The sequence below is a fragment of the Streptomyces coeruleorubidus genome (genome assembly GCF_008705135.1).
GTDB lineage: Bacteria > Actinomycetota > Actinomycetes > Streptomycetales > Streptomycetaceae > Streptomyces > Streptomyces coeruleofuscus.
Window position 1 is genome coordinate 3125906 of record NZ_CP023694.1, and the last position, 16495, is coordinate 3142400.

General features: G+C 72.9%; 13 protein-coding genes. 9 read left to right on the top strand and 4 right to left on the bottom strand.

Translation table 11 applies throughout. The annotated features are described in order from the left end of the window. Positions 1-104 precede the first annotated feature (104 nt). Positions 105-1007 carry an NAD(P)-dependent oxidoreductase gene (locus tag CP976_RS14420; RefSeq protein WP_150480725.1) on the top strand — a complete coding sequence of 301 codons (903 nt, stop codon included), beginning with the start codon at positions 105-107 and terminating at the stop codon, positions 1005-1007. 197 nt (positions 1008-1204) lie between these two features. Here CP976_RS14420 and CP976_RS14430 read toward each other — a convergent pair whose 3' ends face one another. Continuing rightward, on the bottom strand, positions 1205-1987 hold the full coding sequence (locus CP976_RS14430) for a sulfite exporter TauE/SafE family protein (protein ID WP_150480726.1): 783 nt from the start codon (positions 1985-1987) through the stop codon (positions 1205-1207). Positions 1988-2151: 164 nt separating this feature from the next. Here CP976_RS14430 and CP976_RS14435 point away from each other — a divergent pair, with 164 nt between their 5' ends. From CP976_RS14435 to CP976_RS14455, 5 genes are all read left to right on the top strand, one after another. After that, positions 2152-3369, top strand: coding sequence for an NAD(P)/FAD-dependent oxidoreductase (locus CP976_RS14435; RefSeq protein WP_150480727.1), 1218 nt, complete (start codon positions 2152-2154; stop codon positions 3367-3369). Beyond that, positions 3369-5966, top strand: a complete 2598-nt coding sequence (gene nirB, locus CP976_RS14440; protein WP_167537337.1) for a nitrite reductase large subunit NirB — start codon at positions 3369-3371, stop codon at positions 5964-5966. Before CP976_RS14435 ends, nirB begins: the two co-directional genes overlap by 1 nt. Continuing rightward, the gene (nirD, locus tag CP976_RS14445) at positions 5963-6313 is read left to right on the top strand and encodes a nitrite reductase small subunit NirD (protein ID WP_150480729.1); all 351 of its coding nucleotides are present in this window, start codon (positions 5963-5965) and stop codon (positions 6311-6313) included. The genes nirB and nirD overlap by 4 nt, the downstream gene beginning before the upstream one ends. A 75-nt stretch (positions 6314-6388) precedes the next feature. After that, positions 6389-7231, top strand: a complete 843-nt coding sequence (locus tag CP976_RS14450; RefSeq protein ID WP_150480730.1) for a maleylpyruvate isomerase family mycothiol-dependent enzyme — start codon at positions 6389-6391, stop codon at positions 7229-7231. Positions 7232-7383: 152 nt separating this feature from the next. Then, a complete protein-coding gene (locus CP976_RS14455; protein ID WP_150480731.1) occupies positions 7384-8322 on the top strand; it encodes an SMP-30/gluconolactonase/LRE family protein in 939 nt (312 codons plus the stop codon). 3 nt (positions 8323-8325) lie between these two features. On the opposite strand, the gene CP976_RS14460 is transcribed toward CP976_RS14455, so the two are convergent. The 3 genes from CP976_RS14460 to CP976_RS14470 all read right to left on the bottom strand — a co-directional run bounded on the left by CP976_RS14460 (position 8326) and on the right by CP976_RS14470 (position 12584). Further along, positions 8326-9252, bottom strand: a complete 927-nt coding sequence (locus CP976_RS14460; RefSeq protein WP_150480732.1) for an oxidoreductase — start codon at positions 9250-9252, stop codon at positions 8326-8328. Positions 9253-9402: 150 nt separating this feature from the next. Next, positions 9403-11109, bottom strand: a complete 1707-nt coding sequence (locus CP976_RS14465; RefSeq protein WP_229875223.1) for a SulP family inorganic anion transporter — start codon at positions 11107-11109, stop codon at positions 9403-9405. An 869-nt stretch (positions 11110-11978) separates the two neighbouring features. After that, the gene (locus CP976_RS14470; protein ID WP_150480734.1) at positions 11979-12584 is read right to left on the bottom strand and encodes a carbonic anhydrase; all 606 of its coding nucleotides are present in this window, start codon (positions 12582-12584) and stop codon (positions 11979-11981) included. Between the two features lie 216 nt (positions 12585-12800). Between CP976_RS14470 and CP976_RS14475 the strand changes: the two genes are divergently transcribed. The 3 genes from CP976_RS14475 to CP976_RS14485 all read left to right on the top strand — a co-directional run bounded on the left by CP976_RS14475 (position 12801) and on the right by CP976_RS14485 (position 16426). Next, entirely contained in the window at positions 12801-13649 is an 849-nt protein-coding gene (locus CP976_RS14475) for a response regulator transcription factor (protein ID WP_150480735.1), read from the top strand. After that, positions 13646-15136: a sensor histidine kinase gene (locus tag CP976_RS14480; protein WP_150480736.1), complete on the top strand. Its 1491-nt coding sequence runs from the start codon at positions 13646-13648 to the stop codon at positions 15134-15136. Before CP976_RS14475 ends, CP976_RS14480 begins: the two co-directional genes overlap by 4 nt. Before the next feature lie 132 nt (positions 15137-15268). Continuing rightward, complete coding sequence (locus tag CP976_RS14485; protein WP_150480737.1) at positions 15269-16426, top strand: alkaline phosphatase PhoX; 1158 nt, start codon at positions 15269-15271, stop codon at positions 16424-16426. Positions 16427-16495 lie beyond the last annotated feature (69 nt).

Sequence of the window (16495 nt, forward strand, 5' to 3'; positions counted from 1 at the left end):
GCCCGAACCCTCCCCTTCTCCTGCCTGGACCCTTCCCCCGGGGTAACCACCCACTTCCAAGTACGTACTTGAGCGGGCGCTCCCCTCGGACGAGCCTAAACGCCATGACCGACAACGCAGTTGTTTCCCGCACCCCTCTCACCGTCCTCGGCACCGGCGACATGGGCACGGCCCTGGCCCGCGCCTGGCTGGCCGCAGGACACCCGGTGACCGTCTGGAACCGCACCGCCTCCCGGGCCGAACCCCTCGCCGCCGAGGGCGCCACCCTCGCCCGGACAGCAGCTGAGGCGGTGGCCGCGAACCGGCTCGTGGTCGTCTGTCTGCTCGACGACGTCTCCGTGGGCGAGGCCCTCGACGGGGCCGCTCTCGCGGGGCGGGACCTGGTGAACCTCACCACGGGCACGCCCGGCGAGGGCCGCAGCCGCGCCGCCTGGGCCGAAGCGCGCGGCGCCCGCTTCCTGGACGGCGGGATCATGGCCGTCCCGCCGATGATCGGAGCCCCGGAGTCCGGCGGGTACGTGTTCTACAGCGGCTCCCCCGAGCTGTTCGAGGAGCACCGGGACACCCTCGCCGTCCCGGCCGGCACCCGGTACGTCGGGGCCGACCCGGGCTTCGCCGCGCTGCACGACGTGGCGCTGCTCAGCGCGATGAGCGGCATGTTCGCGGGTGTCACGCACGCCTTCGCGCTGATCCGCCCGGAGGACATCGCCCCGAAGGACTTCGCGCCGCTGCTCGTGGACTGGCTGACCGCGATGGCCCCCGCCGTGCACCAGACCGCCGACCAGCTCCAGAGCGGCGACTACACCAGGAACGTCGTCTCCAACCTCGCCATGCAGGTCGCGGGCAACGCCACGCTGCTGCGCACGGCCGGGGAGCAGCGGGTGAGCCCGGAGCTGCTGACGCCGTACATGGCGCTGATGGAGCGGCGCCTCGCCCAGGGACGCGGCGACGAGGACGGCACGGGGATCATCGAGCTGCTGGACCTGCGGGCGGGGGCGTCCTCCTAGTACCGCCTAGGGCGTGTCCGTAAAGTCCCGTCGTTCGCCCGGAGGGCGGGCCCCGCGGCGTCCGGTGCGTGCTCTCGGCGTGCCGGGCGGACGCCCGCGTACTGGTTGTACGCGGGTGTTCGACCGGTGCGGCGAGAGTGCGTGCCGGGCGTCGCGGGGCAGGCGGGACTTTGCGGACACGCCCTAGTACCGCGGCACTAGGCCAGCCACTGCTCGTACGCCAGGTTCGCCACCAGCGCGAACACCACCGTCAGCAGCACGACGCGGACGAAGCCGCTGCCCCGCTTCAGGGCGGTGTGGGCGCCGAGGGTGCCGCCCGCCAGGTTGAACACGGCCATCAGGGCGGCCAGTTGCCACAGGACCGCGCCCTGCCAGGCGAAGGTCGCGAGGGCGCCGGCGTTGGTGCAGCAGTTGACGATCTTGGCGGTGGCGGAGGCCGTGACGAGGTCGAGGTGGAGCACGGCGGTCAGGGCGAGGACCAGGAAGGTGCCGGTGCCGGGGCCGATGAGACCGTCGTAGAAGCCGATGCCGAGGCCCGCGAGGCCGATCGCCGCGAGGATCCGGCGCCGGGAGGCCGGGCCGGTCGCGGGGGCCGTGCCGAAGGCGGGCCGCAGGATCACGAACGCGGCGACCCCGAGCAGCACCACCATGATCACCGGCTTGAGGACGTCGGTGCTCATCCCGGCGGCGAAGAAGGCCCCGGCGGACGATCCGGCGAGCGCGGCCAGCCCGATGCGCACCGCCGTACGGACATCCACCGGGGCCTTGCGGGCGTATGTCACCGCCGCGCCCGTCGTGCCGACGATGGCCACCGCCTTGTTGGTGCCCAGGGCGTGCGCGGCGGGGGTGTGCGACGGCAGCCCGAGCAGCAGCACCGGCAGCAGCAGGAGCCCGCCGCCGCCGACCACGGCGTCGATCCACCCGGCGGCGAGAGCCGCGACGCAGAGCACGGCGATCATGGTCAGCGATATGTCGGGCATGATCGGGAGCTTATGCGACGGCTGTGCGACCCTGTCCTCACAGGCCGCCGTCGCCGCACTCCAGGAACCCTCACATCCGGCCCCGGCCCCCGCTGAGGGCAGCGTTCCCCGTGGGAAACAGTCGTGATGCTGCCGGGTAACACCGGCACCGCACGCTCGAGTACATGACCTCGAATGAGCGTGTGGTGGTGATCGGCACCGGCCTCGCGGGCGTACGGCTCGCCCGGCGGCTCGGTGAGCTCGGCACGCCCGCGTTGCTGATCGGCGAGGAGGAGCACCGGCCCTACAACCGGGTGCTGCTCGCCGAGGTGCTGGCCGGACGTTACAGCCCCGAGGTGATCGCCCTGCCCGCGCCCGCGCAGGCCACGCGCGGCCGGGTCGTCGGCATCGACCGCGACGGACGGACCGTCGAGTGCGACGACGGCACGGTGATCGCATACGACCGGCTCGTCCTCGCCACCGGATCCAACCCCGTCCTGCCGCCCCTGCGGGGCCTGTTCACCCCCGACCACGTGCTGCCGGAGGGCGTCCACGCCTTCCGGACCATGGACGACTGCCTGGGCCTGTCCAAGGCGGTCCGGCCGGGGGCGAAGGCGGTCGTCATCGGCGGCGGGCTCCTCGGGGTCTCCGCGGCCCGCGCGCTCGCCCTGCGCGGCGCCCAGGTCGTCCTCGCCCAGCAGTCCGAGCGGCTGATGGAGCGCCAGCTCGACCCGGCCGCCTCCAAGCTGGTCAAGCGGCACCTGACCGACCTGGGCGTCGAGGTGCACACCGAGTGCCGCGTCCGGGACGTGCGCTGCGTCGGCGGCGCCGTCCGCTCCGTGGAGATGGCCGACGGGTTCGCGCTCGACGCCGACCTCGTCGTCGTGGCCTGCGGGGTCCGCCCCCGGGTGGGTCTCGCGCAGGCCGCCGGCCTCGACGTCCGCAAGGGCGTCGTCGTCGACGACGAGCTGCGCACCTCCGACCCGTACATCCACGCCATCGGGGACTGCGCCCAGCACGACGGCGTCCTCTACGGCCTCGCCGCTCCCGCACTCGAACAGGCCGACGCGCTCGCGGAGCTGCTCGCCGGCGACGCGGACGCCCGCTACACCGGCACCCGCTCCCTGACGCGACTCACCCTGAACGGGCACGACAGCCCCTTCGACCTCGCCGCGTTCGGCGAGACGGAGGCGCTCCCGGGCGACGACGTCGTCCAGCTCGCCGACGCCACCCGCGGCACGTACCGCAAGGTCGTCGTCCGCGACGACCGCCTGGTCGGCGGGGTCCTCGTCGGCGAACTCGGCACCGTCGGCGCGCTGGCGCGCGCCTGGGAGGGAGCAGAGCCGCTCCCCTCCGACGGTGGCCCCCTGCTCCACCTGCTTACCAATGATGGAGGCTCCTGATGTCCACGGACACCCCCACGATCGTGCTCGTCGGCCATGGCATGGTCGGCCAGCGCTTCCTCGAAGCGCTCGCCGAGCGCGGCCTGACCGCCACGCACCGCGTGGTCGTGCTCTGTGAGGAGCCGCGTCCTGCCTACGACCGCGTGCAGCTCACCTCGTACTTCTCGGGCAAGACGCCCGAGGACCTGTCCATGACGGACCTGCGGTTCATCGAGGACCACGGCATCGAGCTGCGCGTCGGTGACCCGGCGGAGACGATCGACCGCGAGGCGCGCAGGGTGACCGCCCGCTCCGGTCTCGTCGTCGACTACGACGTGCTCGTCCTGGCCACCGGCTCGTACCCCTTCGTGCCGCCGGTCCCCAACAAGGACGCCGAGGGCTGCTTCGTCTACCGCACGATCGAGGACCTCCTCGCCATCGAGGAGTACGCCAAGAAGGCGACGACGGGTGCCGTGGTCGGCGGCGGTCTGCTCGGTCTGGAGGCCGCGGGCGCGCTGAAGGGTCTCGGACTCACCTCCCACATCGTGGAGTTCGCGCCCCGCCTGATGCCCGTCCAGGTCGACGAGGGCGGCGGCGCCGCACTGCTGCGCACCATCGAGGAGATGGGCCTGAGCGTCCACACGGGCGTCGGCACGCAGGAGATCGTCGTCGGCGAGGACGGCGCCGTGACCGGCATGAAGCTGTCCGACGGCTCCGAACTCTCCACCGACCTGGTGGTGTTCTCCGCCGGTGTCCGCCCCCGCGACCAGCTCGCCCGCGACTGCGGCCTGACGGTCGGCGAGCGCGGCGGCATCGCGGTCGACGAGCAGTGCCGCACGGTGAACGACCCGCACGTGTTCGCGATCGGCGAGTGCGCGCTGGCCGCCGACGGCCGGGTGTACGGCCTGGTCGCGCCCGGTTACGAGCAGGCCGAGACCGCGGCCGCGACGATCGCGGCGGACGAGGCCGCCTTCACCGGCGCCGACCTGTCCACCAAGCTGAAGCTGCTCGGCGTGGACGTGGCGTCCTTCGGCGACGCGCACGGCACCGCCGAGGACTGCCTCGACGTCGTCTACTCCGACTCCCGCGCCGGCCTGTACAAGAAGCTGGTCATCGGCCGCGACGGCACGCTGCTCGGCGGCATCCTGGTCGGCGACGCGGAGGCCTACGGCACGCTGAAGGCGTTCACCGGCTCGGTCCCGCCGGTCGCGCCCGAGGCCCTCGTCCTGCCCGCCGGTGCGGGCGCCCCGGCGCAGCTCGGCCCGTCCGCGCTGCCGGACGACGCGATCATCTGCTCCTGCCACAACGTCTCCAAGGGCACGATCCGCGGCGCGGTCACCGACCACCAGTGCACGACCGTGCCCGAGGTGAAGAAGTGCACCAAGGCCGGCACCGGCTGCGGCTCCTGCGTCAAGGTCCTCGGCCAGCTCGTCACCGCCGAGCTGGAGGCCAGCGGCGTCGAGGTCGACAAGGGCCTGTGCGGCTGCTTCTCGCAGACCCGCGAGGAGCTGTACGAGATCGTCCTCGCCCTTCGCATCAACACCTACCAGGACCTGCTGGACCGCCACGGCCGCGAGGAGGCCAGGGGCGGCAACGGCTGCGAGATCTGCAAGCCGGCCGTCGGCTCGATCATCGCCTCCCTCGCTCCGACGATCGGCGCGAGCGGCTACGTCCTCGACGGTGAGCAGGCCGCCCTCCAGGACACCAACGACCACTTCCTGGCCAACCTCCAGAAGAACGGCTCGTACTCGGTCGTCCCGCGCATCCCCGGCGGTGAGATCGCCCCGGAGAAGCTGATCGTGATCGGCGAGATCGCCCGCGACTTCGGCCTCTACACGAAGATCACCGGTGGCCAGCGGATCGACATGTTCGGCGCCCGCGTCGAGCAGTTGCCCCTGATCTGGGCCCGCCTGGTCGACGCCGGCTTCGAGTCCGGCCACGCCTACGGCAAGTCGCTGCGCACGGTGAAGTCCTGCGTCGGCCAGACCTGGTGCCGCTACGGCGTCCAGGACTCCGTCCGCATGGCGATCGACCTGGAGCTGCGCTACCGGGGCCTGCGCTCCCCGCACAAGCTGAAGTCGGCCGTCTCCGGCTGCCAGCGCGAGTGCGCCGAGGCCCAGTCGAAGGACTTCGGCGTGATCGCCACCGCCAACGGCTGGAACCTGTACGTCGGCGGCAACGGCGGCGCCACGCCGCGCCACGCGGACCTGCTCGCGCAGGACCTGTCGGACGCCGAACTGGTCCGCCTGATCGACCGGTTCCTGATGTTCTACATCCGTACGGCCGACCGCCTGGAGCGCACCTCGACCTGGCTGGAGCGGATCCCCGGCGGCCTGGAGCACGTACGGGACGTCGTCGTCCATGACTCGCTCGGCATCTGCGACGAGCTGGAGAAGCTGATGCAGGCGCACGTCGCGCACTACCGCGACGAGTGGGCCGAGACCATCAACGACCCCGAGAAGCTGGCCCGGTTCGTGTCCTTCGTGAACGCGCCGGACACCCCCGACCCGGTCGTCGCGTTCGTGCCCGAGCGCGACCAGATGAAGCCCGACCTGCCGCTGCTGTCCATCGGTATGCGACCCGCCGAAGACGTACTGGAAGGAAGCGCCCAGCGATGACCCTGGCACCCGAGACCACTGATCTGAAGGTCGAACTCGCTCTGGACGGCGACTGGTTCGCGGTCTGCGACCTGAGCATGCTGCTCCCGGGCCGCGGGGTGGCGGCACTCCTGCCGGACGGCCGCCAGGCGGCGATCTTCCGGGACCGCTCCGGTGAGCTGTTCGCCGTCGACAACCGCGACCCGTTCACCGGCGCGGCGGTCCTCTCCCGCGGCCTGACCGGCACCCACCAGGGCCGCCCGTTCGTCGCCTCGCCCCTGCTCAAGCAGCGCTTCGACCTGGCGTCCGGGCAGTGCCTGGACGACGAGGAGGTACAGGTGGCGACGTACAAGGTGCGCACCGCGTAGCAACGAGGCGAACGCCCGGCTCGGAAACACCCCTCCCCGGAGGGGTGTTTCCGTTGCGCCCGGCAAACTGGGGTCATGGTTGCGCAGCCGAACGACAGGGCCGGCCTCTCCTGGCTCGGCCCTCCGATCGACGCCCGTCCGCGGTTCGAACCGGAACTCGAAGCGCTGCTGGGGCTGTTGCGGCGCCTGCGGCCCGGCCAGTGGAACGAGACGGCCGTGCCGGGCTGGACCGTGCACGACGTCGCCGCTCACGTCCTCGGTGACTACAACGCCCGCCTCGGCCGCCGGGAGTTCGGCCCCTTCGCGCCGGGAGAGACCCTGGAGGCGTTCATCCACCGCGCCAACCAGGAGTGGGTCGACCGCCACCGGGACATGGACCCTCCCTCGCTCGTCGACGCCCTGGAAGAGGCCGGCACCGAACTGGCCCGCCGCTTCGCGCGCGCCCACCTGGACGCGCCGTCCCTGGGCGTGTCCTGGGCCGGGGTGGACCCGGCGCCGATGTGGCTGGACTGCGCCCGGGAGTTCACCGAGTACTGGACGCACCGCCAGCAGATCCGGCACGCGGCCGGGCTGGACACCGACCCCGAGCCGGGGGCCCTGTCCGTGGTCCTGGACACGTTCATGCGGGCCCTGCCCCACACCTTGCGGGACACCGCCGCGCCGGCCGGCACACGGGTGACGCTGACGGTCACCGGCCCCGGAGGGGGCACCTGGACCGTGACCGCCGGGCCGGAGGGGTGGTCTCTGGCAGAGGGCTCCGACGGCCGGCCGGCAGCCATCGTGGAGCTGGACACGGAGACCGCCTGGCGGCTGTGCACGCGGGGTGTCCAGCCGGCCGGCGCTCTCGCCCGGGCCCGGGTCGACGGGGACCGGCGGTTCGCCGAGGCCGTGTGCCGGATCGTTTCGATCGTCTACTGATCAACTGACGGGCGGGGCTGTCGAGTTGCTGTCGAGTTCGCCGACTCGGCTGCCGTGCCGGGGGTACTTCGCGTTTCATCGAGTCACAGCATTTCATCGAGTCACAGCGTTTTGTCGAGTCACATCCCCCCTTCCTTCCACGGAGGCCCACCATGACTCGGAACCACCCCCAGCCGTCCCGGCGGACCGTGCTCGGCGGGGCGGTCGCGGCGCTCGCGGTGGCCGCCGGCACCGGCACGGCGCAGGCCGCTCCCGCCAGCGGCTGGCCGACCGAGTTCCCGCTGCCCGACGGCTGGCTCCCCGAGGGAATCACCATAGGCAGCAGGCCGTACGCGTACATGGGCTCGCGCGCCGACGGCGCGATCTACCGCACCGACCTGCGCACCGGCAGGGGCGGTGTCCTGCACGAGGGCACCGCCGGTCTCGCGTCCATCGGCCTGAAACTTGACCGGGACGGCCTGCTGTACATGGCCGGCGGCGCCGGAGGCACCGCGAGGATCGTCGACGCGCGCACCGGCGAGCTCCTCACCACCTATCAGCTCACCCGGGACGCAGCCCCGTTCATCAACGACGTCGTCCTGCACGAGGACCGCGCCTGGTTCACCGACTCCCGTGCCGCGGTCCTCCACGGCGTCCCGCGCGGCCGGCGCGGCGAGGTCCGCGCCCTCCCGCTCACCGGCGAGTGGGTGCAGGCTCCCGCCGGGACCAACAGCGCCAACGGCCTGGTCGCCACCCCCGACGGCCGCGGTCTGATCGTCGTCAACGCGGGTCAGCTGTACACCGTGGACCTCAGGTCCGGCCACGCAACCAAGGTCACACTGAAGGGCGCGTCGGACGTGGCGGGCGGCGACGGCCTGGTCCGTCTCGGCCGCACCCTGTACGTCGTCCAGAACCGCCTCAACAAGATCACCGTCTGGGACCTCGGCAGGAAGGCCACCAGCGCCACCCTGACCAGGACGATCACCGACCCCCGCTTCGACGTCCCCACCACCGCCGCCCGCTACGGCGACCGCCTCTATCTGGTCAACGCCCGCTTCACCAGCCCGCAGACGCCTCAGACGACGTTCAACGCGGTGGCCGTCTCCCTGTGAGCGTCATGCCTTCAGCGCGCCGTACGTCACCCCGGTCAGCTCCTCGGACGCGGCCCACAGCCGCTGCCCCGCCGCGTCGTTGAGGGTCCAGGGCGCCCGCCAGGACGGTGCGGGGGCGCCGCGCCACATGGCGATGTGCGGGCCGGTGAAGGAGTCGGGCCGTACGCCGGGTTCTGTCGCGGCGTACAGGATCGGCAGCGCGCCCGCCTCGGCCGGCTGCGCGACGACCCGGTTGGCGATCCGTACGAGCCGCTCGGCGGCCGGGCGCCCCTCGGCGAGCGGTCCGGTGGTCTGGAGGTTGGTGGCCGCGTACCCGGGGTGGGCCGCGGCCACCACCAGGTCCGAGCCGTGGCCCGCCGCCCGGCGCGCCAGCTCGTGCGTGAACAGCAGGTTGGCCGTCTTGGAACGGGCGTAGGCGATCCAGCGCCGGTAGCGCCGCTCGCTGTTGAGGTCGTTGATGTCGATGTTGGCGAGAGCGTGCATCCCGCTGGAGACGACCACGACCCGGGCCTCCGGCGCCGCCAGCAGCGCGGGCAGCAGCAGGCCGGTGAGCGCGAAGTGCCCCAGGTGGTTGACCCCGAACTGCGTCTCGAAGCCGTCCGCCGTCGTCCCGTACGGCAGCGCCATCACCCCGGCGTTGTCGACGAGCACGTCCAGCCGCTCGTACGGGAACCCGGCCGCGAACTCGCGTACGGAGGCGAGGTCGCCGAGGTCGAGCCGGCCCAGCTCGACCCGGGCGCCCGGCAGTTCCGCACGGAGCCGGTCCAGGGCCGCCTTGCCCCGGGCCTCGCTGCGGCACGCGAGCACCACCCGCGCGCCCTTGCGGGCGAGTTCCCGTGCCGTGACGAGCCCGATCCCGCTGTTCGCGCCGGTGACGACGGCGACGCGGCCGCTCTGGTCCGGGATGTCCTGTGTGTTCCAGCCTGGCATGGCAGGCTCCCTCCGTCGGTGGCCGCGATCCACCCTACGAGGGGCCGCGCGCCGCCTGAGCGAACGGGGGGCGTGCACGCGTACTCGGGCGTGCACGCCCCCGGCCAGGTACGGCGAGGAGGCCCCGGGCCGCTGGACCCGGGGCCGCCGTCAGCCCACCGGGCTCGACCGCTGGTCGTCCGGGAGGGGCCGGGTGTCGAGGTAGAACCACTCGGCGTCGGCGGTGGGCCAGGGGGTGGGCTCCGCCACCGCTTCGCCCCACGGTTCCTCGGCCATGGCCGTGACCGGCCGCTTGGGCAGCAGTGCCTGGGCCTCTCCCACGGGCGCCGCGGCCCGCCCACCGGCCTGCTTCGGCTCTCCCGGCATCAGCAGCTCCACCCGCAGCCCCAACCCCCGTTGCTGGGCGGTGAACTCCTCGACCTGGTTGCGGCAGGCATGGTCCAGGTGGGTCACGCCGGTCAGGTCGAGCCGGATCCTCGGCTTCCCGGCCGCGGCGGCGGCCTCCAGCGCCTCGATCACCTTCGGCAGCCGCAGGAACGTCGCGTTGCCGGCCATGACGACCTTCGCCGTGTCGTCCTCGACGTGCTGGCGGATCGCGGTCTGGGACATCCGCAGCGCGGCCAGCACGATCCCCGCGGCGAGGCCGATCAGCACGCCCTCGAGCAGCGCGGTCACCACGATGACCAGCGTGGTCAGCGTCATCACCGCGAACTCGCCCTTGTCCTGCCGCCACATCTTCGGGAACTCGGCGGGCCCGAACAGCTTCCAGCCGCTGTGCACGAGGACACCGGCGAGCACCGAGATCGGGATCAGCGCGAGCACCTGCGGCAGCAGCAGCGCGAAGGCGAGCAGCCACAGGCCGTGCAGGGTGCGGGAGAGCCGGGTCTTGGCCCCCGCCTGGACGTTGGCCGAACTGCGGGCCACGACCGCGGTGATCGGGAGCGCGCCGAGGAGGCCGGCGACGGTGTTCCCGGCGCCCTGGGCGATCAGCTCGGTGTTGTAGCGGGTGCGCGGGCCGCTGTGCATACGATCCACCGCGGCGGCCGTGAACAGGCTCTCGGCGGACGCGATGACCGTGAAGGTGAGGATGGCGGTGATGATCGCCCCGTCCGCGAGCCGGGCGAACTGCTCGGGCCCGGGCACCGACACGGACGCGAGCAGGTTGCCCACCTGGAGCGTCTTCACGTCCACGCCCGGCAGCGCGGCGACCACGATGCCGATGCCCACGGCGACCAGCGCGGCCGGTATCTTCCCGGCCGGGCCCGGCACCTTCTTCCACACGAAGCTGAGCACGACCGTGACGACGCCGAGCAGCGTGGCGATCATCGCCTGAGGGTCGGTCAGGATCCCGGCCAGCAGTCCGGGGATGCCGGCCATGTTCTCGATCGCCGTGCCGGGGGCCTTGGCGTCGGCCATCGGATAGGCCTGGCTGAACATCAGCGGCACGCCGATGCCGGCCAGCATGCCCTGGACGACGGCGACCGAGATGGCCTGGAACATCCGGCCGAGCCGCACCAGTCCCAGGATGATCTGGAGGAGGCCGGCGAACAGCACGATCACGCCGAGCATGGCCACGCCGACCTCGGCGACGGTCTCCGCGACGAGCGCGGCGAGACCGGCGGCCGGCCCGCTGACCTGGAGCGTACTGCCGCGGGCCGCGCCGACGACCAGACCGCCGATCACCCCGGAGATGATCCCGAGCTCGGCGGGCACGCCGGAGGCGACGGCGACACCGATGCACAGTGGCAGGGCGACGAGGAAGACGACGAGCGAGGCGGTGATGTCGGTGACGAGGTCAGCCTTGGTCCGGGCCTTGCCACCCCCGCCGCCCTTGGCACCACCCGTCACACGGCTCATCAGCCCGCCCAGCACACCGGCCGCGGCACCTCCGGCCGAACCGCCGGCCGGTTCGCCGGACGGGCCGGCCGATCGCCCACTAGCAGTCCCCGCCGGGCCGCCCGACCGGCCGCCCATGAAACCGCCCGCCGGTCCATCCGACCACCGACGCGCAGCACCTCCCGCCGGGCCCCCCGCCAGGCCGTCACCCGGGCCACCCGCCCGGCCGCCCATGAAACCGCCCGGCGGTCCGCCCGATCGCCGGCCCGCAGCGCCCCCCGGCCGGTCCCCGACCAGGCCACCGCCGGGACCGCCCGACCGGCTCTCCATGAGACCGTCCCGCGGTCCGCCCGGCCCCCGGCCCGCGGCACCTTCGGCCGAACCACCCACCGGCCCACCCGCCTGCCAGTCCCCCGAGCTCCGCGCGAAGCCGCCGGAGTCCCAGTCCGCCGCACCCTCCCCGGAGCCGCCCGTCCGCCACTCCGCAGCACCCCCGCCGGAACCAGCCGACCCCCAACCCGCCGCGCCCTCACCACGACCGCCCGGCCCCCAGTCCCCCGAGCCCCCTGGGAAGCCGCCCGACTCCCAGCCCCCCGAGCCCTCCGCGGAGCCGCCCGACCCCCGGGCCGAAGCACCTCCCTCGGAACCAGCCGACCCCCAACCCGCCGCGCCCTCACCGCGACCGCCCGCTCCCCAGTCCCCCGAGCCCCCTGCGAAGCCATCCGCTCCCCAGTCGCCCGAGCCCTCAGCGGAGCCGCCCGAGCCCCATTCCGCGGCACCCCCGCCGGAACCAGCCGTGCCCCGGCCCGCCGCCGCGTCTCCCGCCGGGCCGGCCGCCCGGCCACCCCGCGCGGCGCCACCCCGTACCCGCCCCCGCGCATGCGCCCCGCTCACGCGGCATGCACCCGGAAGGCGCCGTCGTCACCGAGTTCGTAGACGAACGCCGTGTCGACCTCGTAGTACCAGCCGTGCAGGCGCAGCCGGCCCGCGTCGAGCCGTTGCCTCACGACCGGGTAACTCCGCAGGGCGGCAAGCTGGTTGACGACGTTGCCCTGGGACACCTCCGGCAGCGACGGGTCGTCCGGTGCGGATGCGAGGACGGGGGCCAGTCCGGGGCGGGCGATGTGGAGCCAGGCGTCCACGCCGGGCAGGGCGGACAGGTCGTCGCCGGACTTCAGCGCGCCCATCGCGCCGCAGTGTGAGTGACCGCACACCACGATGTCCTGAACCCCGAGCACCTCCAGTGCGTACTCGATGGTGGCCGCCTCTCCCGAGGCCCCGGGCCGTCCGTAGGGCGGCACGATATTGCCCGCGTTACGCAGCTCGAATATCTCACCGGGCCGGGCTCCGGTGATCAGTGCCGGTATGACCCGGGAGTCCGAGCAGGTGATGAACAGCGCCTCCGGATATTGCCCTTCGGCCAGTTTCCGGTATTCGCCGCTATCGAAATCGACGCGCGTCCTGAATGTGCGGGCACGGTCCAGCAATGCCTTCAACTTACCCTCCTGAGCTGCGGTTTCCTTCGATGCGCCCCACCGTAGACGGACGACCTACAGCGGAAGGTTAAGCGAACTCCAGAGCCCGGCCAGGAATTGAACATTCTTTGTCGGGATACCCTTACCAACGGTCATCTTGTAGCGTGTGAACTCCAGGGCAGATAACGCGAATTCACGCTGCCCGGATTCATGCCGGCTCACGGAGAGACAGGACGTATGGGCCTACGAGTGCTGCTCATCGAGGACGACGAGACGATCGCGGAGCCGCTCACCGAAGGGCTCGGCCACTTCGGACTGACGGTCGACCACGTCGCCACCGGCGCGGACGGACTGAGAGGCCCGTACAACGACGTCGTGCTGCTCGACCTGGGCCTGCCGGACATGGACGGCATCGACGTCTGCCGCGGTATCCGGCAGGTCTCGGACGTACCCATCGTCATCCTCAGCGCCCGCGGCGAGGAGGCCGACCGCGTACTGGGCCTGGAGCTGGGCGCCGACGACTACCTGGCGAAACCTTTCAGCGTGCGGGAGCTGGTGGCCCGGGTCCGGGCGGTGACCCGCCGCACGCAGCGCACCCAGCAGCCGTTCCCCGAGACCCCGGGCACATCGAACTCGCCGGCCGCGCCCGGCACCTCCGAGCCACCGCCGCCCTACGAAGCGGCCCCCTCCCCCACGTACGAGCCGGCCCCGGCCCTCTCCTACGACCCCCCTGCCACACCGTCGTACGATCCGGCCCCCGATCCCCCGCACGACCCGGGCCCGCTCGTGGTGGACCGCCGTACCCGCCAGGTCTGGGTGGGCGACTCCCCCGTGCCGCTCACCCCCAAGGAGTTCGACCTGCTGGCGCTCCTCAGCGAGGACCCGGGCGCGGTCTACTCGCGCCAGCAGATCCTCGACCGGGTCTGGGATCCGCACTACGACGGCCCGACCAAGACGCTGGACGTCCATGTGGCCGCACTGCGCCGCAAGTTGGGGCACCCGGCGTGGATCAGGACACTGCGGGGCGTGGGCTTCCGGCTGGCGGTGCACACGGGGCCGAACGCCCCGCAGGTGGCCTCTCCATGACCCGTCGGCTGCTGCTCAGCTACCTCAGTCTCGCCGCGCTGGTGCTGCTCTGCCTGGAGATCCCGCTGGGCTTCGTCTACTCGCGCGGGGAGCGGGAGCAGGTCGTCAACGCGGCGAAGGACGAGGCCGAGTCGGTCTCCGCGTACGCCGCGCTGTCCCTCGCGGCGGGGCGGGCCGAGCAGGACCTGCCCGCACGGGTGGAGCACTGCGCCCAGCGCATCGGCGGGAAGGTGGTGATCGTCGGCACCTCTGGCGCGCCGCTCGCCACCTCGCACCCCATGGACCCCTCGGTGTCCGGCGCCCTGGCCGACCGGCCGGGCATCGCAGCCGCGCTGCGGGGCACCTCGACGGTCGACGTGCGCACCTCCACGATCGGCGGGGTCGAGTACCTGTCGGTGGCCGCGCCGGTCGGCCAGGAGGCGCGGCCGGTGGGTGCCGTGTGGCTGACGGTGCCCACGCGGACGGTGCACGAGCGGGTCCACCACGTGTGGCTGCTGCTCGCCCTGGGCGGACTGGCCGTGCTGACGGCGGTGGCCGTGGTCGCCTTCGCCTTCGCCCGGTGGGCCGGCCGCCCCATCCGTGAACTGGAGCGGGCGACGCACGAGCTGGCGGAGGGCGGCGGCCGGTTCACCCCGGTGACGATCACGAAGGGCCCGCCGGAAGTACGGAGCCTGGCCGCGGCGTTCAACCGCACCGCGGCCCGCTTCGCCCATCTGCTCGCCTCCCAGCGGGCGTTCGCCGGCGAGGCCTCGCACCAGCTGAAGACCCCGCTCGCGGCGCTGCGGCTGCGCCTGGAGAACATGGAGCCGGACGTCGCCGCCCGGGCCCGGGGCAGCCTCACCGCGGCCATGACGGAGACGGACCGGCTCGCCCGGATGGTCGAGCACCTGCTGGCGATGGCCCGGCTGGAGGAGCACGCGGCGATCCCCGCCACCGTCGACCTGGGCGCGGTCTGCGCGGAACGGCACCGCACCTGGCAGCCGCTGTTCGCCCGGGAGGACGTCTCCCTCGTGCTCTTCGCGGGCAGCGTCGGCCCGGTGCTGGCGGTGCCGGGAGCCGTCGAGCAGATCATGGACAACCTGCTGTCCAACGCCCTGCGGGCGTCCCCGCCCGGCAGCACCGTCACGATCGAGCTGCGGATGCCGGCCCCGCCCCGCCGCGCGCTGCGCGACAGCCGCCCCCGCTGGGTCGACCTGCACGTCACCGACGAGGGCCCCGGCATGACGGAGGAGCAGCGGGCCCGCGCCTTCGACCGTTTCTGGCGCGCCCCGGGCGCCCCCAAGGGCGGCTCGGGACTCGGCCTCGCCCTGGTGCAGCGCCTCGCCCACGCCAGCGGCGGCGAGGCGACCCTGCACGCGGCGGCGACGGGCGGCCTGGACGTGGTGATCCGGCTGCCGTCCGTACGACCGCCGGCCGAGGGGCACGGACCGGGCACGGACCGGCCGAGGGGCGGCCGGAGACGGGAGGCCCCGGCGCTGCCCGCGTGAGCCCGCCGCCCCGCGGCCACGAGTTGTCCATGCCCCGTCAACCCTGCCCGTTTAGCGTCCCTCCCGCCTCCCCCCACGCACAACCCTGCCGTCGACCGGCGGCAGGGCGGTACGGCACCTCTTGGAGTGAGAGTGGAACGTCGTAGCCTCCTGCGTGCGGCCGTCCTCGGCGGCACTTCGGCCGCCCTCGGCGGAACCCTGTGGCGCGGCGCCGCGTACGCGGCCCCGGCCCAGCCCGGCACCGGCCCCTACGGGCCGCTGGGCTCCCCGGACGCCAACGGCATCAGACTCCCCAGCGGCTTCACCAGCCGGGTCATCGCCCGGTCGGGCCAGCGGGTCGGGACCACGTCGTACACCTGGCACAACGCCCCGGACGGCGGCGCCTGTTACGCCGATGGCACGGGGTGGATCTACGTCTCCAACTCCGAAGTCAATCCCTCGGGCGGCGCGAGCGCGGTCAGGTTCTCCTCGACCGGCGCGATCACCGGCGCGTACCGCATCCTGTCCAATACCCGCCAGAACTGCGCCGGCGGCAAGACGCCGTGGAACACCTGGCTGTCCTGCGAGGAGGTGTCCCTCGGCTACGTCTACGAGACCGACCCGTGGGGCACGAACGCGGCGGTGCAGCGTGCGGCGATGGGCCGCTTCAAGCACGAGGCGGCGGCCGCCGACCCGGTACGCAAGGTGATCTACCTGACCGAGGACGAGACGAATGGCCGCTTCTACCGCTTCGTCCCGACGACCTGGGGCAACCTGTCCTCCGGCAAGCTCCAGGTGATGGTCGCGGGCAGCGCCACGAGCGGCTCGTTCACCTGGGCCGACGTCCCCGACCCGGACGGCTCGCCCACCACCACCCGCTCCCAGGTCTCCGGTTCGAAGTCCTTCAACGGTGGCGAGGGCTGCCACTACGCCAACGACACGGTCTGGTTCACCACCAAGGGCGACAACCGGGTCTGGCAGCTCAACCTGCTGAACAACACGTACGAACTGGCCTACGACGACTCCCTCGTCAACGGCACGGCCCCCCTCACCGGCGTCGACAACATCACCGGCGCCTCCTCCGGCGACCTCTTCGTCGCCGAGGACGGCGGCACCATGGAGATCTGCGTCATCACCCCCGCCGATGTCGTCGCCTCGTTCCTCCGCATCGACGGCCAGTCCGGCTCGGAGATCACGGGCCCTGCCTTCTCCCCGGACGGCACCCGCCTGTACTTCTCCAGCCAGCGCGGCACCAGCGGCAGCTCCTCGGGGGGCATCACCTACGAGGTGAAGGGCCCGTTCCGCGCGTAACCGCCACGCCAGGCTTCACGTGACCATCACAAAATAGTCACTCCTCCGCCATCCGGAGCCGCCCGGACC